Source organism: Bacillus sp. ES1-5, from assembly GCF_022487605.1.
GTDB classification, from domain to species: Bacteria; Bacillota; Bacilli; order Bacillales; family Bacillaceae_G; genus Bacillus_A; species Bacillus_A wiedmannii.
In genome coordinates this window covers 99,956-122,665 of sequence record NZ_JAKVPU010000003.1, presented here as the reverse complement: position 1 = coordinate 122,665, position 22,710 = coordinate 99,956, and the positions used below count along the sequence as shown (strand labels likewise).

17 protein-coding genes and 4 pseudogenes are annotated in these 22,710 nt (G+C 32.6%); 5 read left to right on the top strand and 16 right to left on the bottom strand.

The window, feature by feature from the left end; genetic code table 11:
- Positions 1-124 precede the first annotated feature (124 nt).
- The 8 genes and pseudogenes from MKO96_RS12935 to MKO96_RS12900 all read right to left on the bottom strand — a co-directional run bounded on the left by MKO96_RS12935 (position 125) and on the right by MKO96_RS12900 (position 9,186).
- Positions 125-1,558, bottom strand: a pseudogene (locus tag MKO96_RS12935) (IS4-like element IS231Q family transposase).
- Positions 1,559-2,020: 462 nt separating this feature from the next.
- Entirely contained in the window at positions 2,021-2,929 is a 909-nt protein-coding gene (locus tag MKO96_RS12930; protein ID WP_240587642.1) for a VanZ family protein, read from the bottom strand.
- Between the two features lie 320 nt (positions 2,930-3,249).
- Entirely contained in the window at positions 3,250-4,434 is a 1,185-nt protein-coding gene (locus tag MKO96_RS12925; protein WP_016089907.1) for an FtsW/RodA/SpoVE family cell cycle protein, read from the bottom strand.
- Positions 4,435-4,845: 411 nt separating this feature from the next.
- Positions 4,846-5,502 (bottom strand): lysozyme family protein, encoded by a 657-nt coding sequence (locus tag MKO96_RS12920; RefSeq protein ID WP_016089906.1) that lies wholly within the window; start codon positions 5,500-5,502, stop codon positions 4,846-4,848.
- Between the two features lie 125 nt (positions 5,503-5,627).
- Positions 5,628-6,770 carry an acyltransferase family protein gene (locus MKO96_RS12915; protein ID WP_240587641.1) on the bottom strand — a complete coding sequence of 381 codons (1,143 nt, stop codon included), beginning with the start codon at positions 6,768-6,770 and terminating at the stop codon, positions 5,628-5,630.
- Between the two features lie 281 nt (positions 6,771-7,051).
- Positions 7,052-7,379 (bottom strand): annotated as a pseudogene (locus MKO96_RS12910) (IS4 family transposase); the annotation flags it as partial.
- A 325-nt stretch (positions 7,380-7,704) separates the two neighbouring features.
- A complete protein-coding gene (locus MKO96_RS12905; RefSeq protein WP_240587640.1) occupies positions 7,705-8,652 on the bottom strand; it encodes a DUF4179 domain-containing protein in 948 nt (315 codons plus the stop codon).
- Between the two features lie 3 nt (positions 8,653-8,655).
- Entirely contained in the window at positions 8,656-9,186 is a 531-nt protein-coding gene (locus MKO96_RS12900; RefSeq protein WP_016089902.1) for an RNA polymerase sigma factor SigX, read from the bottom strand.
- Between the two features lie 1,023 nt (positions 9,187-10,209).
- On the opposite strand from MKO96_RS12900, the gene MKO96_RS12895 reads away from it, so the two are divergent.
- Together MKO96_RS12895 and MKO96_RS12890 are read left to right on the top strand one after the other, a co-directional pair.
- The gene (locus tag MKO96_RS12895; RefSeq protein ID WP_064475132.1) at positions 10,210-10,575 is read left to right on the top strand and encodes a hypothetical protein; all 366 of its coding nucleotides are present in this window, start codon (positions 10,210-10,212) and stop codon (positions 10,573-10,575) included.
- 138 nt (positions 10,576-10,713) lie between these two features.
- A complete protein-coding gene (locus MKO96_RS12890) occupies positions 10,714-10,986 on the top strand; it encodes an HU family DNA-binding protein (protein ID WP_064475131.1) in 273 nt (90 codons plus the stop codon).
- Between the two features lie 489 nt (positions 10,987-11,475).
- Here the strand turns inward: MKO96_RS12890 and MKO96_RS12885 are convergent, their stop codons facing one another.
- A complete protein-coding gene (locus MKO96_RS12885; protein ID WP_240587639.1) occupies positions 11,476-11,991 on the bottom strand; it encodes a hypothetical protein in 516 nt (171 codons plus the stop codon).
- Between the two features lie 751 nt (positions 11,992-12,742).
- Between MKO96_RS12885 and MKO96_RS12880 the strand changes: the two genes are divergently transcribed.
- A complete protein-coding gene (locus MKO96_RS12880; protein WP_080548958.1) occupies positions 12,743-12,835 on the top strand; it encodes a YjcZ family sporulation protein in 93 nt (30 codons plus the stop codon).
- A 79-nt stretch (positions 12,836-12,914) separates the two neighbouring features.
- Here MKO96_RS12880 and MKO96_RS12875 read toward each other — a convergent pair whose 3' ends face one another.
- From MKO96_RS12875 to MKO96_RS12865, 3 genes and pseudogenes are all read right to left on the bottom strand, one after another.
- Positions 12,915-13,649, bottom strand: coding sequence for a DUF874 domain-containing protein (locus MKO96_RS12875; RefSeq protein ID WP_240587638.1), 735 nt, complete (start codon positions 13,647-13,649; stop codon positions 12,915-12,917).
- Between the two features lie 304 nt (positions 13,650-13,953).
- Positions 13,954-14,424 (bottom strand): DUF6773 family protein, encoded by a 471-nt coding sequence (locus tag MKO96_RS12870; RefSeq protein WP_240587637.1) that lies wholly within the window; start codon positions 14,422-14,424, stop codon positions 13,954-13,956.
- Position 14,425: 1 nt separating this feature from the next.
- Positions 14,426-14,621 (bottom strand): annotated as a pseudogene (locus MKO96_RS12865) (helix-turn-helix transcriptional regulator).
- A 168-nt stretch (positions 14,622-14,789) separates the two neighbouring features.
- On the opposite strand from MKO96_RS12865, the pseudogene MKO96_RS12860 reads away from it, so the two are divergent.
- Positions 14,790-15,028: pseudogene (locus MKO96_RS12860) on the top strand (IS4 family transposase); the annotation flags it as partial.
- 242 nt (positions 15,029-15,270) lie between these two features.
- Here MKO96_RS12860 and MKO96_RS12855 read toward each other — a convergent pair.
- On the bottom strand, positions 15,271-15,450 hold the full coding sequence (locus tag MKO96_RS12855) for a DUF4083 family protein (RefSeq protein WP_139869140.1): 180 nt from the start codon (positions 15,448-15,450) through the stop codon (positions 15,271-15,273).
- Between the two features lie 334 nt (positions 15,451-15,784).
- On the opposite strand from MKO96_RS12855, the gene MKO96_RS12850 reads away from it, so the two are divergent.
- A complete protein-coding gene (locus MKO96_RS12850) occupies positions 15,785-16,231 on the top strand; it encodes a hypothetical protein (protein ID WP_226546058.1) in 447 nt (148 codons plus the stop codon).
- A gap of 336 nt (positions 16,232-16,567) precedes the next feature.
- Here the strand turns inward: MKO96_RS12850 and MKO96_RS12845 are convergent, their stop codons facing one another.
- The 3 genes from MKO96_RS12845 to MKO96_RS12835 form a co-directional block, all read right to left on the bottom strand.
- Positions 16,568-17,167, bottom strand: a complete 600-nt coding sequence (locus MKO96_RS12845; RefSeq protein ID WP_240587636.1) for a TasA family protein — start codon at positions 17,165-17,167, stop codon at positions 16,568-16,570.
- Between the two features lie 256 nt (positions 17,168-17,423).
- The gene (locus tag MKO96_RS12840; RefSeq protein ID WP_240587635.1) at positions 17,424-21,665 is read right to left on the bottom strand and encodes a S8 family serine peptidase; all 4,242 of its coding nucleotides are present in this window, start codon (positions 21,663-21,665) and stop codon (positions 17,424-17,426) included.
- Between the two features lie 403 nt (positions 21,666-22,068).
- The gene (locus tag MKO96_RS12835) at positions 22,069-22,710 is read right to left on the bottom strand and encodes a response regulator (RefSeq protein ID WP_240587634.1); all 642 of its coding nucleotides are present in this window, start codon (positions 22,708-22,710) and stop codon (positions 22,069-22,071) included.

Genomic DNA, 22,710 nt, shown 5'->3' with positions numbered 1-22,710 from the left:
TGCCCATCAACTTAAGGATGGATACAAAACAAAATTTTGTTCATTTGAACTGAAATCTCTCCAAATGGGGGGATTTATTAAAAATAAGCACGCAAAATAAACCCTAACGGGTTTCATTTTTTCACTATGCAGCTTTCTTTTGCTTGCTGCATCCACTATACTCATAGATAACACCCATAATATCAAAGACAGTCTTTTTTTCGTATCTATGAGATTTCCGTCCGTTTTGTTGTAGAAGGTGAAACAGGCGGGTTAGAAGCTTTGTTATCTCTTGGGTGTTTTGTATGGATTGATAGAGGAGAAATAGATGGTCTTGAATCATTCCAATTGCTTTATATTCACTTAATTCTTTTTGCTTCTTCTGTAATAAAAGTTGACGCATTTTAAACATGGTAGAAGAACATAAGAAAATAGCGATCAGTTTTCCGTATAAATGGCACTCTATTCTTTCTTGTTTGACAGTGCGACAATGATCTATATCAAATAATGATTTCCACGTTTTAAAAACAATTTCTATCTGCCAGCGTAATGTATACAATTCATGTACTTGTTCCATCGAAACCCACTCCCAAGGTGCATTTGTCACATATACATTTAATCCCGCTACTAATTTACTTTTCTCTAAATAGGTTCTGTGTTTTGACTTTTCTTTTTCTGCAATTTTCTCTAGGCGTTTTTGTAATTGTGCCGCTGTTAAACGATGAAAAACGAGACGTGAAAATAACTGCTGTTTATCTCCAATATAAGCTTGCTGATATTCTATCGTTTCCCCTGGTTGGAGTTAATTCAAAATCTGTATGACATTGATTTGTATGTATTCTGATTGTTTTTTAATGGAACCATTTTTAAAATATTCCGGATCTGGATTTTTTACATATACGTTTGTATTTAACTTTAACCGCGAAATATAATACGTACCTCGTTGATCCATTTGATCTAAATCCTCTAATGAAAAATATCCTAAATCACGAATACATAAATCGCCTGGCCGTAACGTATCTAAACATTCTGTTCCGAATGTTTTATCATTATTTTTTCCAGGTCCCACTTGAAAATTAAGAAATTGTCCACTATGCAAATCATATTCTAATTGAATTTTGATCCCAGCTGTTTGCGCACAGCCACCTGAACCAGGATATATATGTTCCAAAGTATGGGGTACTTGAAACATAGTGGCATCCATGATGCGAATACGTTTAAAATGCGCAAAAAGTTGGCTAGAAATGTGAGTTTGTTCACAGATTTTTTGTTGTAACAACAAAGAAAAGATATGTTTTAAAAATAACACTGATTTTTCGTTAAATCGTTTATTTAAGCCCTCCGGGCTAAGTACAGTACCTGTAACTGCATGAAGTCTACTACATAATCGTACTAAAGGATCACTGGCCACCCTTTGACTAATTCAAATACAAATGGTAGCTAAATCTGATCCCGAAAATTTGCGTTTTCTCTTTACAAACTTCATCTCTCTTGCTAGTTCTTCCAAAAATTAGGGTGTGATATAGCGCTGTAATTCTTCCGCAAATGGTTGTAACTCCTCTTGAATCGAGAGATTAATAAAAAACGTCACCCTTTCTCATTTATATTATGTAAGAAAGAATAACGTTTTTTTGTACTTGGGGGTAGTAAAAATCCTTAAGTTGATGGGCATGGGTGCCCCCGCATAGGTAATGCTAAATGAAGAAGCGTCATTAATACTTGACCTTGACCTTGTCCGTATCCTGTATCTACCATTGGATTCCATGATATTCAAATTTTTTTATCCACATGCGGACCATTTCGTGATTCGCTCCTAGTGATTTCGCGATGTCTTCTATACTTTCATTTCCATTTTAATAATGTATAACTGCATTCATTTTGTCTTCTGCAATAAATTTAGTCATAAAAAACTGCACCTCCGATTGTTAGACACAGTCTAACAATCGGAGGTGCAGTTCACATTTATCAACCTGTTTATGTTTTTTTCAAACTTTGCAACAAAACCACCCTATTGATCATATATAAAATAAGAAAATTCACATTATTTTCTCGCGGAAATAGGTGGAACCGTAATAACTATGTCATGATTTTTTAACTGTACGCGAAAAATATATACCGGTTGAGAAAAACCTTTTGTATCAGTGACGTGCTCCAAATTATACTCTGTAATGACTAATGTCTCACCTTCAAATTCTTCACCCGCTTCGAAAGTTCCCATAGGATAAATGTCTCCTTGTTTCAGCTTTTGAAATGCTTCTTTTGGAGAAATAATTTCGACGTCTCGCACTATTTCACCTTTAGAATCGTAAACAGGCATTTTTTTACCTTCATTACTTAACTCTAGTGATGTTTTTATAGTGACATGAGACATATCTGTTTTTCTGTAAGGATCAAATGGCATATTACCAAATTCCTTCATTTGATACGAAATAATTATTCCAAGTGCGACGAAGCTTACTGCAGTAGGTAAGATTAAATATTTGACTATTTGTGTGTGTGATTCCTTTTTTTTAATAAAAATAAGAATTATATTTAATATACAATACCCAAGCATCATTCCTATAGTATTATGAAGTAAATCGTCTAGTTCCGCACTTCCACGAAGTGTTATAAATTGAAGAGTTTCAATAAATAAAGATGTTGTAATTGAACTGATTAACATCCATTTTGCTTTTAAAAAAACTTCACTAAATAAAGGTAATAAAATCCCTAACGGCAACAGCATACCTATATTAACAATGATATGAAAAAAAGAATTAAATGAAAATTGATTCCATGCTTGTTGATACTGGCTTAATACATCGAAATCAATTGTTCTTACAAAGATATTCCCAGCTGAACGACCAAATGTGGTAGCCGTTATTAAAAGAGAATAATATCCTATTATTGATATAAATAATATAACTTGTCGTTTTGTAAATTTCTTTTCTAGTTCATTAATAAAATTCATTTTACACCTACTTTAAAAATTCCGCCTAATCCATTGATAAACCTTGCATATCCTGGTATTGCTTTTCTAACAACTTGGGATTCTTATATTTACTAAAGAAATAAGATTCCGCCATGTATTACACTTTTTTTTGAAACTTTGTTGTTCTTTTCTCCTTTCATCCTTACAAAGAGCAAAACCTCTCCTGACCATAATTTGTAGATTTATTTTTCTCCTACCTCTGTCTATTAACAATACTTGATTATAGCTCTGTAACCTTTTTTATTCATCTCGTGTTATTCTACGAATAGTTTAAGGTATAAGCACTTTTTATTTGATATTTAGTTCTGGTTCACTGAAAACATATATTCTTTGTATGTTTTTCGTGTGGATAGAATAAGCCCCATCATTAGCATGTTCGAAAATAAAGAGCTTCCGCCATATGATAAAAATGGAAGTGCAATACCTTTGACAGGCATTAATCCCACAATCATACCGATATTTTGAAAAAATTGTAACATTAGAACGCCTACAATTCCTGCGCATAGTAAGGTGCCGAATAAATTATTTGCGGAATTACCAATTATAAGTATTCGGGAAAGCAGTAAGAAGAATATGCATATTATAAAAGTGGCAACTATAAAACCGCCTTCTTCGGCAATTGTGGCAAAAATGAAATCAGTATGTTTTTCTGGAATATAAACATTTCCAGAACCGAAGCCTTTTCCTTCTATCCCTCCACTACCAACAGCTAAAATTGATTGTTGAGTTTGATATCCCTGATCTGTATGCTGAAATGGATCTAACCAGCCTAAAATTCGCGATTGTTGGTGAGGCTTTAATAAAGTAACTAACTTATTGAAGAAAATATCTGGATATTTTACGTATATAAATATTAAAGCAGACAATACAGTCATCGGAATTCCTGCACATAGTACGATTAACTTTTTTTGAATTCCTGACATAAATATAATACATGCAATGGCTGCTATATATAGGAACACCATTCCCGTATCCGGTTGACTATAAACAAATAACGCTGGTGGAATAGATATCAAAAATATTTTACCAATCAAAAGTAAATCAGTTTGAAATGTCCGTGCCATATACTGTGCATTATGTTTTACGACTAAACTTGCGACCAGAAGAAGTAAGGCAAGCTTAAAAAATTCAGCTGGTTGAGTAGCACCGATAATTGGAAATCTAAACCATCTTTTTGCACCTGATATTTCAGGTGTAAAACTTGATACTGGTAATATCTTTAAGATGATAATTGAGATGAACCCCACAATATAAATCGGCCAAGCTAATTTTTGTAATTGATCTAAATCGAGATTGGCAACAATTAATAATAAAACAAATCCGATGGCGTAATTTACCATTTGTTTCATAGCAAAATTTTGGTTACCATATTGCCCGGTTTGCTGACTACTGTATATTGCAACAATACTGGTGACACATAATATGAATAAAATGAATATTAGTTTCTTATCTAATTTTTTTAAAAAAACTATTTTTTCCACCATTTCAACCCCCTAGCCATTGTGGTATATACTTTTTATAGGAGCTATCCTGTTTTTTATGTGTACATTAACATTTATTAATATAATTTTACAATAATAAGGATACATTGAACATTCTCAAAATTATCCATACTGATTAGACTACTTTAAAAAGGTGTATAATTAGTTTGGTAAGGAAAGTTTATTTAAATAGAGACATTATCAACCTAATATTATTTTGTAGAATGTGAAATGGTACCTACGGTAAAACCTAAATTCTCGTAACTTGGTGGAGTGCTTTTTAAATCCTGCCTACTTTGCATGAGTCACTCCAAACTTATCAGAAACAGACATGTAGTCAGACTATTTTTAGAATACGGGTATCACTATGACCTGATTTAATAGATCTCTCACATGAATCTTAAAGTTCTTACATTAAAAATTTTCTGAAATATATTTTGAATTTTTTCGGAGAAGTTCTTCAATAAGTTTTGCTTTTTCATTCACCTTTGTTGCATATGTGAAATCACCATAACAATATGGATACCTAAAATTTTTTTTATTTCCACCACAAGTGTACATCTCTGGATTTTGATCAACTTTCATCTTAGAAAAATTTTTGGCCGAATCTTCCGAGTGTTGTTTAACTTCTTGACTAGCAATAAAATCAATATACCCTGGTCCCATATTATAGCTTTGAATAATTGTATCCATGCTAACATCTTTTTCCGTTCCATATTTGTACATTTGAGCAAAGTGTTTTACCCCTTGTTTAATGCTCGAGCTTGTCTCTTGAATTTCATTTGGCGTTAATCCAAGTGATTCAGAAGACTGCATAGGATCGTTACCCTCACCTCTACTCTCCTGGTACATAATTCCTAATAAAACTGCTGTTTTCTCTCCTAAATTATATTTTTCTAATTCTCTTTTCAAGGTGGGCTCATATTGCAATAAACGTTTTTCGGCAGCAATCACTTTATTTCTTTGAATATTGGTTTTATGCTTAACATAAAATATTCCAAGCATGGTTCCTAAACCTAAAATACTAATATAGAATAATATAATAAATCGTGTTTTAATCGTATCCTTCATATACTCCTCCTCGTATTAAAAATTCGTACCTTTTCGGACTCAAAATTATTTCTTTTAGGTGCAAAGTTTAATAAAGAAATTTAAAGAAAAACAACCGCCTGAATTGGAGGATTTTTCAAAGGGGGTTATTCTTTGAATCGTTTCCGTACCCCTACAAATGTCACACTTTTTTTGAACTTTGCTGTTCTTTGTTTTGCCCAATTGATACATTTCTTTTCAATTAAATGATACGATAATATAGAACAAAGTATTGTCGTTGTAATACATAAGATAAGAAGGAAAAGGGTGGGTATCTTTGTATACAAAAGTTTAAAGAGTACCATAGTGATTGGAAAATGACATAAATAGATACTATATGAAATTTCCCCTAAATAAACAAATACACCCTTATTTAAAATAGCTTTTACCTTTAGGTTATTCATTGCCATAATGATTATTATACTAACACCAATTACGACACCCCAATCTTTTAATAAGAAAGTAGTAGCATTACTAGAAAGCCCATAAATCATAATGGAATATAGATATAGAAAGACCCCTAATGCGATAAGAAGTTTTCTGTTTAAGTTTTTCATACTTCTATATAATTGAGTAAGTTCTTCCTGATGTTTAAAAAGTAGCATTCCTACCATAAACATAGATGTGAAATGCAGTGTATCGGCATAACCATTATAAAACCCCTCAGCTTTCCCAATATGCAACATATTAAGGAAAATACCAATTAAAGAAAAGCTCATAGCAAACAGTATCGTTTTCTTCCAACTCTGTTTATAAAACAGAAGGAATAACAACGGAAACACAATAGATATACGCATTTCTTGAGCTAATGACCAGATAACCGGATTATAATTATCCGTAAAAAAGTTATTCAGAAGTACAAAGTGATTCATAATATCTAAGTTTGTTATTGGCCCTTGCCACTTATCATAGAACCAATCTCGTAGTCCCGTAACTTCATATGGTGAAAACAAAATAAATAAAGCAAAGGTGATGAATATCCAGAAATAATAAGGGATATAGATTCGTACAAATCGCTTAATTAAATATCCCCAATAATTTGTTTTTGAATGATAGAGTGCCATAGATAGCACAAAACCACTGAGTACATAAAAAACGATTACAGCTTCCCCACCAGCCCATAAAAACCTAAGCGGGGAAAATTTAATAGAATTAGGCAACGATGGTAGCATTAAACAAAAATGTCCAAATACAACTGTAATAGCCGCTAGTCCTCGTATTGAGTCTAATTCGTTTATTCTCTTACTCATAAAGTGTTCTCCTTGTATATTGTAGTTTTTGCTGTTAATAAAGTTCATTTCAACCCTTGATACTACAAAAAAAGTTGTGTATCTTTTAAAGAGAGTTTTCATATTCATGCATAAATTATACAAAGAAAATATAAAATTTATCTAAAGTTTTTTTTAAAGTTTATCTAAAGTTTTTTTAAAAATTCATCTAAAGTTTTTTAAAAATTTAGATATTTTTTAGATGGTATTCCAATTTATTAAAATACATAAACATATTTATGTATTTTAAATGCTAAAGTCTGTGTTTGTTCACAGGTTTTTGTTGTAACAATAAAGAAAAATATATTGTAAAAATAAAACCGCCTTTGTATTTAAGCGTTTATTTAAGCCATCAAGGCTGAGTAAGGTATAAGTGGCTGCATGAAGTTTACTACATAATTGTACTAAGGGAGCATTTGCTACTCGTTGACTGATTCAAATACAAATCGTAGCTAAGTCTAAGGCAGAAAACTTACGTTTTCGCTTTATAAATCCGATTTCTCTTGCAAGTTCTGCTAAAAATACAGGTGTAATATATTGCTTTAATTCTTCAGAAAATAGTTGTAATTCATCTTTAATCGAAAGATTCATAAAAAAACGTCATCCTTTCTATTTAGCTTTTTAGAAAGAATAACGTTTTTTACAATTGGGGATAGTAAAGATTCTTAAGTTGATAGGCATGGGGGCACCATATCATTTTAAGAAAATTGTACGTTTGGATACCATTTGAACGCATTTCAGCCGGTTCCCTGTACGTTACGGAACCGGCTACTTAATTTACTACCTTCTTATGATTATGAATTTAACAAAGATAGAGTAGAAATCATGTATGAAATAAATGTAAGTAACACAAACAAGAATATAAACATGGTATTGGAAACACATCGTGCTATTCTTTTTTTCATTTGAAATTGCTTTATTTTTTTAATTTGGTAGGGTCAATTTGAAGTTGTGCTTTCCAAGATCCAGATACTTTTCCAATTCTGTTTATGTTTACATCTAACGTGAGCGGTTGTTTGAAAGAACCTTTTCCTTTAGGACCTTCGATAAATGTGATTACACCTTCTGGTCTATCCTTAAAACGAATACCAATTTCCTTTAATTCTGCACCTGATGCTTTTAGTTCGAATGGTCCATCACTTCCTCCTTGAATAAATGCTAATTGTCCGAAGTACCCATTTTTCTTATACTCTGGGTTATTTTCTTGTTGACCATTTACTTTGCCGTCATCTTCAAGTTGTAACCCTGTTGTATCAAATTCAAACTGTACTACATTTCCATTTTCTTTTTCAATTTTGTAATGAACGGATATACGTGCATCCGCTACATATAATTCTTTCAGATGTACTGTAACACCTTGATCTGTAATCTTTTCATCAAGAGGAATAAATTGTCCTTTTGTAACGTCTCTTCCTTCATCAATAATCGTATCATTTGAAATTGCATTGGAAAAATAAGAGGCAACATCTGTAGCTGCCACTCGAACTTGTGGAATCATAGCTGTTGCAAAGAGCCCTGCTACCGCTACTGCAGTATACATGAAACGTTTTGATTTTTTATTCATATTTGTAAACAATCCCCTCTTCGGTTCAGTTTTTTCATTGATATAAGAAACATTTTCTAATTTTGTGTGACTTTCAAATACTTTCCACGCTTGGTCAACATCAATCTCAATTTCTTTTGATGAATGTACTGTTGCTTCCTCTAACTTGACATTTTCCCATTGATTTAATTTGGTAATTTCGATTAATAAATCTTGGCATGCGTTACAAGTATCTATGTGTTTTGTGAATTCTTTTCTTGTCCCATCAGATAATTCACCGTCTATATATGCTTGAATAAATCCCATATCATAACAATTCATTTATTACGCCTCCTCTAATTGTTGATAGATTTTACGAAACTTTTGCTTGGCTCGTACTAATAATGTTCCAATAGATGATATGTCGATTTGTAGAACCTCTCCAATTTCTTTATATTGAAAACCAGAAAATTTCATTAATAAAATGGTTCGATCTTTCTCATTCATTTCACTTAGCGCCATTTGCACTTGTGTAATTTCTTCTTTTCTAATCCAATCATCATCTAGGGATGATATGCGCTGTACTTCATGATATTGTATGGTTTTATCTACTCTCGCCTGATGCCGTTTTTCGGATCTTAAATACTTATAAGCTACAAAAGTAGAAGATTTTATTAGCCATCCAGATAAGTTCTCAATCCCCTTCCAATTGTTGCGGTATAACTGTAAAAATACTTCTTGTGCCAATTCTTCAGCAATCGTCTGGTTTTTGACAATCCAAACAATCTGTTTCACAACGTACACATAGTTTTGTTTAAATAAATCTTCAAATGTCACATCTGAAACAGGCCTTTCTTCCCTTTTTATCTTAAACATGTCGGTTAAAACCTCACTCTCATTTGATGCCTGTATTATAAAGAACCCGGAATAGCGATTTTTGTGACAAAAATTTTTATTTTTTTATATGTACAAAAAAACATTCATCTTTCAATCAGATGAATGTAAAAATTAAAATCATTTTGGTTTCTTGGATTATTTGTGTAGTTTAAACCAAAAAACAAATTATAATAATCTAAGACCATTAAGAGACAAAAATCATATCAAAAAGTAATAAAGAAGTATCCAGTTCCTTAACGTACAGGGAACTGGTTCATTTGTGTCTAAACGTACAATTTCTTTTTTTGATATGGTGACCCCTTAAAGGGATTCAAATTCATTTTAATTTGAATTAGGCCCATTTCCCTTAAGAGTATTTACTATATTAATAAGAAAAATTAGTCCGAAGATAAGGAATAATAAAGGGTGTATCCATGTTCTAAAACTAACAAGAATTATAATGCAAAGAATACAACCTATAATATCAATGCTAAAAAATAACTTGCCCTTTATTGTTTTCAGTTATAACTATTACCTTCCAGAAGCCACTTTTAATTTATAATTCTCAATATAATAATAGCATACGTTTTAGTTTTTAACTTTTTTCACATTTAATTAATTTAGTTGATTCTGGTGCAAGTAATACTGTTATTGTGTGCACCCGGGTAGCAAGATAGCAATAACCCCTGAAATTAAAAGTAAATCTGAATAGATTGAAGAATCCACTACAAAAAAGCTTACGAAGCAAAAATAAACAACATATAGATTTAAATTATATTTCTCAACAACCAAAATTAATTAACGTGGTAAAATAATAATTGGATTGGCATCCAATACCATATTACGATGGTTCAAGTCGCAGGAAGGCACCTTAGGGTGTCTTTTCTTTTGTTTGAAACACATTCTGCCAAAATACCTGTATCTTTGTTGAATTACGACTCATATAATCCAACAAACTTCGTATATATAATTTGTTACCCTAAATGGGTTGACAATACGAACAGTTATAGGAGGATTTTGTGAATGGTAAAAACAGCATGTGTAAGTATGATTACTGGTATTCTTTTAATATGTTCAACAGGATGTGCCACTCAAACTGATTCTATTACAGCTAAAACTCAGTCAATTGATGATGGGACATATACAACAAAAGAAATCACAGACGCATTTCCTGTAGGAACACCCATAACTACTTACATTCAAAAAGAAGAAAAACTGAACGTAAAACATCTCACCAGTATTACACTTACAGATGGTGGCGTCGGTAGAGTTCTGGAAGCAACAGATGGTTTTGTTATCGTATGTGGGAATGAAAAAGGAGTTTTTGATGTGTTAATATTTAAAACCATGGAAGATGTAAAGAAATATGAACAGAGTTTAAAGCGATAATTAATATCCTTCTTATGCCTTTTACACAGACATTGTCCTCTTGCTCTTGCTATGGCTTTTTCTAAGTACAGTATAATTGCGTCATGAATACACACACGTTATAATAGTCACCTAATTACATATCAAGAGGTGCAGAAAATGAATAAAACAGAATTAACAAAAATAGTAGCAGAAAAAGCTGAACTTACACAAAAAGATGCTGCTGCAGCAACACAAGCGTTATTAGATACAATAACAAATGCGTTAGCAAATGAGGAGAAAGTACAGATTCTTGGTTTTGGTACATTTGAAGTACGTGAAAGATCTGCACGTACAGGACGTAACCCACAAACAGGTGAAGAAATGCAAATCGCCGCTTCAAAGGCACCTGCTTTTAAAGCTGGAAAAGAATTAAAAGAGGCAGTGAAATAATTATATATAGTCAAAAGGGTTTGATATTTATCTCAAACCCTTTTTTAATAGCCTTTTTTTCATAAAACAAAAAATATCATCCAAAGTTTATATAAATAATATAGATTCCCCAAAGAATGTAACTAACTTGTGTTATGATATACATTGTAAATTCGAAACCAGTGAGCTTTCTTTCTCTTTTTATTTTTCGTAAATACAGATAAAAACAAAAAGTAGATAAAAGCATTAAGAAGACAGAAACATTATATATATTCTCTATACTAGTAATAACCGATCAACTCCTCACCTGAAAATTAGTTAGTATAGAATAAGCATATCATATGAAAGTTTAACTTACTTCAAATCTACTTTTTTTCAACAGAATATACTTAATATTTTCATATTTAACAGAAATACTTGTTTAAAAAGATAAAAGAATCTCTTTTGCATCAATAGATTCACAAAAGAGATTCTAATTTTAGTTCATTTACCTATAAGATATCAGGCTTATTATTCATGAGGGTTAGGTGCAATATAAGCTGGAGCTGGCCCGCAAGTTACTGCAAAAGCAAATAACAACGCAGGCTTATATGGTAGCCCAAGCAACGAAAGCATACCCAATGCTCCCCAGTAATCCTCTTTCTTAAGATACGATTTTATTTGATTAAAATATGATTTACTAATACCTAATGCATCCTGCCAACATCTTTCCCAAACGTTACTAGAGTACATATTAGATGGAATTTCTTCATCATTCATTACATAAACACCAGCTATAATAGCTGCTTTTTCTTCATTGTTATATGAAGATTTCGCTAACTCTTCTTTATTAAGAAGATACTTACCTGTTTCTTCATCTTTTACCATTAATACCGAAAATATATATTCTAATTCTTTAACTTGAGCTTCTAATTCCTCGTGTGTTGCGTTGTATTTTTTCCCATCCTCTATAGTTGCAGCTGAAGCGAGAGTTGGGACAAAAACTAGAGTAAGAGCCATTAACATAAACATCATTTTCTTTAACATAGTGAATTAACCTCCAAAATTTAGTTTTTCTTCTTCTCCCAAAACTATAAACTTACTATAGAAAGTTTCAAATTTCATCTAAATTATTTACATTTATCACCCTCAATTTCCAATATTTATAATAATATTAATACAACTAACTATAAATGTATATATTTTACAATCAATTTACCTATTACAATTATTAGGATTTCAATATATAACTATAAAAAAGACTATTATGTATAACATAATAGTCTTTTGGTTTACCAATCCTACTAACTTAGTTCTAAATATAGAAAAATATAATTTTCCTAATAGTATTTGAGATAAACTCAGTTATATAATATTAATATATAAAGTTTTATTAATGAAACCTCATATTTATGTTATGCTAAGATTAAACAAGAAGCATCCAACAATCTTTGATTAATCAATACATTTTCTTTAGAGCTATATCAACAAGAAAAAACACTATATAGTGTCTTTTCTTATGTTTCATGCCTTTAATCAATAGTAAGAGGATATATATCTATACCCTCTTACTATTAATTGTAGTTAGAACTGCTGCTACTGCAAGGCGAATATCTGAAAGACACTCTGAAATCTTTTTTGATTTTAACGAAAGAAAACATCAGTAAATAATAGAATTAAAAAATAGTCCTCCACTAACCCTTTTTTGATTAGATGGAGGGCTATTTTTTTCATATTTTGGCAAGCGACAGTTAGGTAAGCCTGGATTTGGACAGATTTCAGTCCTCAAAACATTATTATGGGATATGGTGGTAGTTGGGGCGGCGGCTTTGCTTTACTCGTTGTACTCTTTATACTATTAATCATTATCAGATGCAGTTGTTTCTGCTAAAAACTATTGGAAAAGGCACATTCGGGTGTCTTTTCTTTATGGAAAAATCCCCACACATTGTGTAGGGACCTTGTTTTTCTTACCATTTAATTTTTGTTGGATTTAACTTGGAAATATATCCACGTACTAATTGTTTTTCGTTGCTGTCATAGATACCGATATCACCAGAGAAATTTTCCCAATATTCCCCTAAATAGTCTTTTGATGGTGTTTTCAAATCTACATATAATCCCATTGTCCCGAAACTTGCCACCTGGCGCGCTGCTATGTCGCCTACTTGTTGCGCTCGTTCTTTCGATGTTCCAGCTGGAACAATAACAACAATTCGAGTTAGGCTGTCTTTTGCTTCAATATGGACGTCTTGTGCCTGTGCAGCCACCTTTATTCCATCCTTTGCTGTTTGGATTCCTAATTGACTTAACTTCACATCCTTATTACGTGCTCCCTGGCCTTGTGCTGTCTTTGATTGTTCCATTTTTTCTTGTGCTTGTGCTTCTTTTAACCCACTAGCTTTCGGTTGTTCAACAGGCGTTGGCTCTGCTTTTGCTTCTTCTTTAACTGTTTCCTTTTCTACATTTTCATGCTGTTTTGATTTATCCGTCGATTGCTCCACAGTTACTTTCCTATTTTCTTGCTGCTTTTCTACCTGAAATGCTTTAACTTTTTCTATTTGTTCCTCTTTCTTCGCATCTTGCTCTATTTTCGCTTCTTCAGTACCACACGCTACCAATAATAAACCTGCAGCAAGTGTTAAACCTGCTAATTTAATTGCTTTCATAGTAAATTCCACCTTTTCATAATTTAACTCTTCCATATGTATAAACGACCTCAGATAAAAATATTAACTTTGTATCCCATATCTGAATCATTCAAATGATAACATATTAATATTCAAATTCTTTATATTTAAATATTAACTTTATAATCTATTTTCAATCAAAACAAATTAATTTCTTCTTAAAACGTGGAATCATTCTTTTAATTTGATAGTGATGGAGTACCACCACATCGTTATCAACCTAAGAGAAGGAACTATCACAAAAACAAAAAAACGATAAAAAAATAATAAAAAAGCTTATCATTAAGTGCTAAAGGATAAGCTTTTTTGTCTATATTTATTAAATCTTATTGGATCTCTTCCAAGCTATTACTGTAATAAGATATTGAATACCAAATAAGAAAATGAAAAGTATAATGAATTTTGCTATTGCTACTAACCATCCACCGAAATCTTCGGGGAAGTAATATTTGTATGTAGTAGCACCAATTGCGACAAAACAAAAAATAAAGGTATTACTCATTTTTTCTTTTAATTTTTCATTTAATTGTTCTTTATTATTAATATCTGTTTCATAAACGCCAGTCAGAATAGATTTAATAAAAAAGAATATCATATAACAAATTATAATGGCTAATGAAGCAATCCATTCTAGGAATGGGCGGTGTAGATATGCTCCCCTTATTACAACATCTATAAAAGCTAAAAGTAGGACAATAATTCCAGATTGCGCCCAAATTTTCATTTCGATTTGTTGAATTCTTTCATCAGAGTGTGTACTGAGTGAAAACCATTTTTTTAGTTTTTCCATTTTAGAGTTCCTCCCAAAATAATTTAGCTAAACTCTTATCTAATGTTTAGCTATATGCATACAAGCCTTTAAAGAAGGGTTACACTTATTGCTTTCAATAAGGCTACTGGTTTGTCGCGTAACGTTTACAACATCGGCCAACTCCTGTTGAGTTAGACTCTTTTAACTCTTGCAATTTTCTCTTTACTTACAAACATTAAATAAATCTTATATTCTATATATTAAATTATCAACCTAATTAATGCAATATATATTTTACATTAAGACACATATACATTGCTAATCTCTTTATTTTTGTGTCTAAAACTATCCTACAAATATAAAAGTAAAATTTTTGTAGGATCATAGAAAAGGATGATTTTTTTATGTATGTTTCTGTGTATGATGAATTAGAACTATTCGCTCAAAAGATTCAAATTTTTTATCTCCAAATATCTTGCAGTATCTTGCTAGAGATGTTGGTTTTGTGCAACAAAACAGACAGTACCAAGCAAAAGATTTAGTAGATTTATGTATATGAGTTGGCCAAAATATAGCTATAGCTTCTTTTGCCCAATTATCTAGCTGCTTAGAAGTATCAACAAAAGTACTCATCAGCCCGGAGTGACTGAATCAACGGTTTAATAAGGGGACCATACCACTGTTACAACACCTACTTTCTGACAAAGACCGGCTTATTTATTATTTTAAGGATATTTTCTTTTGTTAGCTTAATAGTGTTTGGTTATCTTCAACATTTCAAAGAACACCCATGATAAGAAAAAATAAAATGAGCCCTCCATATGGACAGCTCATTTTATTTTTTCTATTGGGAGCTATTGCAAACTACTTATATTTTGAGTAAGGTCAATCTTTGTTTTGTTTTTCTAAAAGTTGAATAACTTTATCTAACTTTTGCTCAACTGAATCTTGCTTTTTGTAATTACTAGTATGTTGAATTAAACGTATAATCCCCCCAAGCAGTGCACCGATAATCAATAAAATAATAGCAACTCCAATGTAATAAATAGAGTTTTCTAAAGGCATTATACAGGACCTCCTTTTCCCTATTTTACCATTTAAAAGAAGTGATTTATTGTTTATTTTTGGTTGTATACACTATACATGATGTCTAGTATAACGTCTCATAATCGGTACCAAGAGCAAAGAGGCCCCCTATTATCAGAAAGAAATCTCCTTTTTCTTTTAGTTATTTTCGTAACCCTAATGTAACAGCAAGGGATTTATGTATCCGAGTTTTGGCGTACTTTATATTAAATATGCATAATTACATAATTATTCTTTATATAACAATATTGAAATTTACATTTTTAACCTGTAAAATACAGGATGTTAAATAAATACCTAAGGAGTTGTTAATATGAAAAAATTTATGGGCATGTTAGCTATGTGTTTTGCACTTACACTAGCATTTTTACCAACTATTTCAAAGGCGGATTCTTCTCCATTACGAAGTGTTAGTATTAGTGCTGTAGGCGATAATAACAAAATGTATAGTGCAAGTTCTTACTTATCTATTCCTGTTCTTAAAGGCGATTACCTTTATGTGAAAGTTAGTGAAGTAGGTACACCGGATTCATATTCTGAGGCTTTAACTGTTAATGGTGTTAGATATTCAGGAAGTTCTTTAGACGAAGTCAGTTCTTATACTGGTCCATTCGGATCTGAAAAAACATTTAGATTACGTATTAAGGATTCTTACATCTTCTCAAACACACCAAATTCAACAAACACTATAGCTTTTGAAGCTAGAGTTCCTTTCTCAATGCAAGTATTATCTAAAAGTATATCGGTTCATGTAGAATAATTTATAACATTATTATTAATAAAAAATACATCCCTATAAGGATGTATTTTTTATTTGATAGAAACATAATTTGAACTTACCGTTATAGAAAAAGAGGCACCATAAAAATGGTGAACTTAATATTGTTCAAAGTTACTTGTATTTATCCCCCAATTAATTGCGCAATCTAACCTATTTATCAACTTAGGAATAGAATCTAAAAAAGGAAAATCGTCATCAGTTTTTCCCCATATATTTATAGGGAGCTTTACCATTCTCGATAAACTCCTCAATTTTATAACAGTTCTTTTAATTGCACACTATACGTTTAAACATATAGCATTAAAATTATTACACTTACTTTTCTTCACCGCTTGTTTGCATGGAATTAAACGTCCAATTTAATTTCAATGCATCTCCTTGAAATACATTTTGGTCTTCACCGCTATCTACAAATGTGAACATTACATAAAATGTATCATCATCACCAGGAGCAAGTCCATTTCCTTCTCGATCTACAATACCTTTCTTTACAAGGTCAGGAATACTTCCATTTTGCGTAGCTACCTTTAATTCAGATAATGTAGTAGACCATAATGGAACTTCATTTTTATCCAAATTCCACAAGAAATCCACACGGATATGATCACCAAAATCAGCATTTCCATTATCCCCTTTCGCATCGATTACACTGTAATCTGTCAGGAGTTTCACGTCTCCTATTGCTAAGGTTCCTTTGTTCACTAATTGAAAACCGCGCTCCATTTCATCACCTGGTTTCAGATTGTCGACATTAATAACAACTTCAGGATTTACACTCAAATCTAAAGTACCCGCTGCAAACGTGTTTTGTGATACTTCCTTATCACTAAAATACGCAAATGTTCCCCCGCCAATTAATGATAAGCCCAGCGCTGCAGTTATAACACTCATACCAAGTTTTTTCTTCATACTCATTTCACAAGTCCCCTTATTTTTAAAGTTTAAACTACAAACCTAAATTCCATCCCACAAACAATAATCATTAAGCAACTACCTTGTCCCTTAACGAAAATGAATTTACTTTTATCTAGTTACTTCATGTACCCAACGACTATTACTTTTAAAATAACGGGCAATGATACCGTAAATCATTACCCGTTATTTGTTAACCAATCCATTTCATTTACTATTCATTGTCTGATTGCTTTATTTACTCTAGAAGTTTGTCCACTTATTTTTTTGGTTCTAAACCGATAGAGCGTAAAATTTTCTCTAACGTCACTGGCCCTACATTTTCTTTCGGTTTCTGATTTTCTTTAGCATCTGGACCCTTTTTCAAGAAGTTTTTCTCAATAAAACGAATATCAGTTTCGTTCACAACACCGTCTTGATTTATATCTCCATCTTTTACAGATACTTTTCCTTTTCCATATGACAGTGCTGCTATTCTAGCATCTTGAATATCCACCATTTTATCGCCGTTGACATCACCTGCAAGGTTATCATCCATGTCAGCTCTAAAGTTTTGTCCCACTAATTCTCCATCCTGCATTTTTCCTATTTTTGTTGTTAATTTACTATTTAAATGACCTGGCATTTCTACGAAAATATCATATTCTTTATCGCTCACTGGGACACTATGAATTTCAAATTGTCCATTTTCATTAACTGTTCCTGTATATTTCTTTCCATCCTTGCCAACTGCGTACACTTTTGCTCCTAGTTTTGTATAGTCTTTCTTACCTAAATACCCCTCTTCATTCAAGAAAGCTTCCGGACCAATATATCCTGTAACCGTTGAATGTTTCGAAACAATAGCAAAAGATTTATCTTTAAACACAGGAATGTCAATACCTTCTGATGCACCAGCTTTTGTATAAGTGAACTTATCTGCTCCAAATGCAGTTAAATCATTAAAATATTCATCACTCGTCATTTCGAATGTCACATCTAAAAATGGTGTATCACCATCTAATCCTTTAAATTCTTTTCCTTCCAATGACGCGCCAACTTTCACCTTATTTTCCCAAGTTCCTTCTTCATTTATCTTCGGATCCTCTAATTTAAGGTTCAGTCCATGCTGTTTTACATATTCCGTCAGTGCTGGATTTGGTTTCACATCTGCAAATTTAAAGAGCTGCTTATAATAAGGAATTTCAAACGTACCTGACATAAGCTGTTTTACATTATTGAGATTCAAAGTTAACGTAATTTTTTCACCTAATTTTATTTTATCTTTGTCATAACTTGGAACAGCGTATTCTGTCCCTTCTTTTACAAAGACATAATCTTTATATCCAGTTGCCATATTCCCTGCAGTGGCAAGGTCATATCCAAATAATTTTAAATTTAACGGCTCATTTATTTCCTCTGGAAGTAATCCAAATTTAAAATCACCATTTGCTTGAATTGTATTCAACCAACCTGATGGGAAGGCTGAGTTTTGATAATATACAATTTGATTCGCTTTTTGATCATACTGCAACCCTTTTGCCTTTAATGCATCTACTGTAGAATCATAAATATTACCATGCACCCATAACGCACGCTGGCCGTCTTCTTCTTTAAACATGGAATCATTGACCTCATGTATACCAGGTTGTACATCTTTAAATTTCATTTCAGGAATTACATTATCAATAATTATACTATCTCCTTTTGTATACGATTTTCCTTCTTTATCATATCCAACGAAGTCCAATTCGTAATCTCCATCAGGCAACATAACAGGTTTATCCCCAATTGGGTGAGCTGGATCCCCTGTGAATGGAAATACATACCCTCCCATACCAGAAAACATCATATATTCAACATTCGGTATTAGACTACTTGCATTAAGTGTACCAACGACTCCTAATGCCTTCCCTGTCTTTCGGTCCTTCACAACTGCATCAATAATTTCAAGAGGACTATTTAATTTAAATGCCAACGGCGAACTTGGTCTTTCCATAAATGGATGGAATTTAGATGCATCTGTTGCCATTGCATCTCTCAGTAAATCTACAGACGCAATCCCTTTTTCTGTAAATTTAACTGCAAACGGTACTTGATATACTTCTTTTTCATTGTTTTTATTTGAAATATGAATATATCCCTCATATCTACCAAATTCAGCGTTTTCAGGAATGATAATTTCAGGGCTAATTTCCACTGATGTACCAGGAGCTACTTTAATAGAATCGTGTATATTTAGCTTCACACCATTCTTCGCTGCATCTTTCACACCTACACTTGTAGGTGAAAACTCTACTTCTAATTTAAACTCTTTCCCATCTGTTTTACTGCTGTTCTTAATTAAGACTTTTCGACTATCCTTAATAGGCCCATTTTCAAGTTGATTTTTATACCCAAATGCAATAGAACCTGTTTTTTCTTCAATTTCTACTTCTTCATCATCTACAACGTTTGATGTTTTATCGATAACCTCAATAGATGTATCTGCATGAACTGCACGATATGCATCAATTCTTCCCGATCCCACCTCAAATACAGAACGCTCTTCTTTTAAGTCAACTGCAGTATTCATAAGTGCCTCTTTTACTTCAAATGGACTATAGTTTGGATGTTCTTGTAAAATGAGTGCCGCTACTCCTGCAGTATGAGGAGTTGCCATAGAAGTACCTGACATACGTCCATACGCTATCGGATAATTTTCTCCATCCTTTGGATCATTAATATATTCAGGAACAGTTGAGAAAATAGACACACCTGGTGCTACAATATCTGGCTTAATATCATCTGTTTTAGTTGCAGGACCACGGGAACTGAAATCAGCTAAGTGATCTCCCTCTGTTTTTATATTACTAAGTTCCCCAAACGCTAATGATACATCTCCTTGTACAGCCTTTGCTTGTAATTTCTCACCATCTACTTTTGTTAAGCGGAATGATGGAATAGATGAAGTACTTTCCCCAAGATAACTTGTAATTTCACCATCTACATTGTTATATACAAATACTGCCTTTGCGCCTGCTTCCTTAGCATTTTTAATTTTTTCATCAAATGTAATCTCACCGCGTTGGATAAGAGCTAACTTCCCTTTCACATCTTTCCCTGTAAAATCACCTGATTTCCCAAGCCCTGCATATACAACCGATAAGGATTGACCTTTCAAATCTTCAATCTTATCAGTAAAGCTTTTTCCAAGTAGCATCATCTTATCTACATGTACATCACCTGCATCGGCGGAAAACGTTGGAATATTCATTGCAGCATCACTGGCTCCAACTGTAATTGGAAGTGCCGCTGCACTAGGTGATCCAATGGTACCTTCTCCCGGACCACTATTACCTGCTGCTACTACCGTAACAACACCTGCTAACATTGCATTGTTCACTGCGACAGAAGTAGGATATAAAGGATCATTAATAGACGCTCCTAGTGATAAATTGATAACATCCATATCGTCTTTCACTGCTTTATCAATTGCAGCAAGAATACCACTTGTTTGTCCACTTCCATATGGACCTAATACGCGGTAAGAATATAAATCTACATCTGGGGCAACGCCCTTCACTGCATAATCCACACTATTCTGTTTGTCTGCAGCAATTGTCCCAGCTACATGCGTGCCATGGGATGTATAATATGCACTTCCCTCATAAATCTCAGGATATCCTCCAGAATTTTGCCAATCCTTATACGTTGTTTCCATTGGATCAGCATCATTATTAACAAAGTCCCATCCTTTTATGGAGTTCGGATCTATTTTGCTTGGGTCCTCACCTTGTTTTGCACGATATCCTTTATATGCATCTTTTAGATCTGGGTGGTTGTAATCAATACCTGTGTCCAGTACCCCTACCTTAATTCCTTTACCTGTTATTTTTTCATCATGTAGCTTGTCCACACCAATTTGCGGTATACTATCTGCCATTTTAGGTTCAACAGCAGTCTTAGCTGTTTCTTTCGGCAAATCAATTTTAACCTCATGATCTTCCCATACACGCTTAACCAAACCAGTACGAACTAAATCTTCAATCATGTTTGCGGGTAAAGAAATCGCTACACCATTAAAAGCATTCTTATATTCTCTTGTTATCTTTGCAGATTTTACATTGGTCCCTTTCTCTTTATTCTTTTGAAGCTGTTCAAGCTCTGCTTTAAACCCTTTATGTGATGCTTCTACCTTTTGTTCCGCATTTGAAAGAGCTACCTTTTTCCCTTTAGCCGCTTGTTTTAATACTTCAATTTTGCTAGGTGCTTGCTTAAATTCTATAATCACATTCACATTATTAGGACTTGCTGTGTTGATACCTGGTGAAATAACAAAACCTGGTTTTGTATCTAACGTTTTTAAGGCATTACGTTGTTCCTTTGTAAGACCTTTCAAGATAGCGTTCGCATCATCAATTCCAGTTAAAGTAGATGTATTTACCTCTTCCGCTAATACGTTATATGGAATCCCTTGAGACAATAACATTCCAGCTGTTAACGTTCCAATAAGAATCTTTCCAAATTTCCCTCGTTTCATATTGTATCTCCCCATTTTTAATATTATTTTTTGAAACAAATTGATTCTTAAATTCCCATTTAGCATTGGAAACTCTAGTAATCTTAATCTTTTGTATCATGAAAGTTTACCAACACTACTACCATCCCCATACCTCATATAGCTAATCACTCACTCTACTCTTTCTATAAGGGCCCCCCATCATTTATTTTCAACAAATTATTTTTACAAAATGAATTATTAACAAGGTTAAAATGTAATTCTATTTTTATTATTCCACATTTAGATTATTCTGAAAATTAAACGAAAGGAGTATCTTTTCTCTAAGGATTCTATGCCTACATAGTACAAAAGAACTATCTTGTCCTTTATTCTTTGTGATACAGAATAAAGCAACACGATAGTTCTTTGAAAGATTTCTTATTTAATCTAGCGGCACCAATTGATTTCGGACTGCATAAATCACTGCTTGCGATCGACTTTTCACATTTAGCTTTTTAAAAATTTTATTGATGTGAATTTTAACTGTTTTATCACTAATATATAAAACTTCAGCAATCTCTTTATTACTAAGTCCTTTTACTAGTTCAAAGAGAATTTCCTTTTCACGTTCCGTCAGTTCATTTTCATTTGATTCTACTTTCATTTTTTGCTGATGATATGTAATTAATTTTTTAGTCATACGCGGATGAATAACTGAATCGCCTCGATATAACATTCGAATTGCTGCTACTACCTGCTCTGATGAGGAATCCTTCAATAAATAACCATCAGCACCGGCCTGGAGTGCATCCATTAAATGCTCATCATGCTCATACATTGTAAACACAAGTACTCGGCAATTTGGATATTTTTTTTTCACTAAATCGGTAGCTTCAATCCCATTTTTCCCTGGAAGGTTAATATCCATCAAAATACAATCTGGTCCGCATTTTTCTACTTTTCCCAATACTTCATCCCCAGAGCTAGCTTCTCCAACCACTTTCATATCAGATTCATCCTCCAGTATGCTCCGAATTGCATCCCGTAAAAAAGCATGATCATCTACTACTAATATTTTAATCAT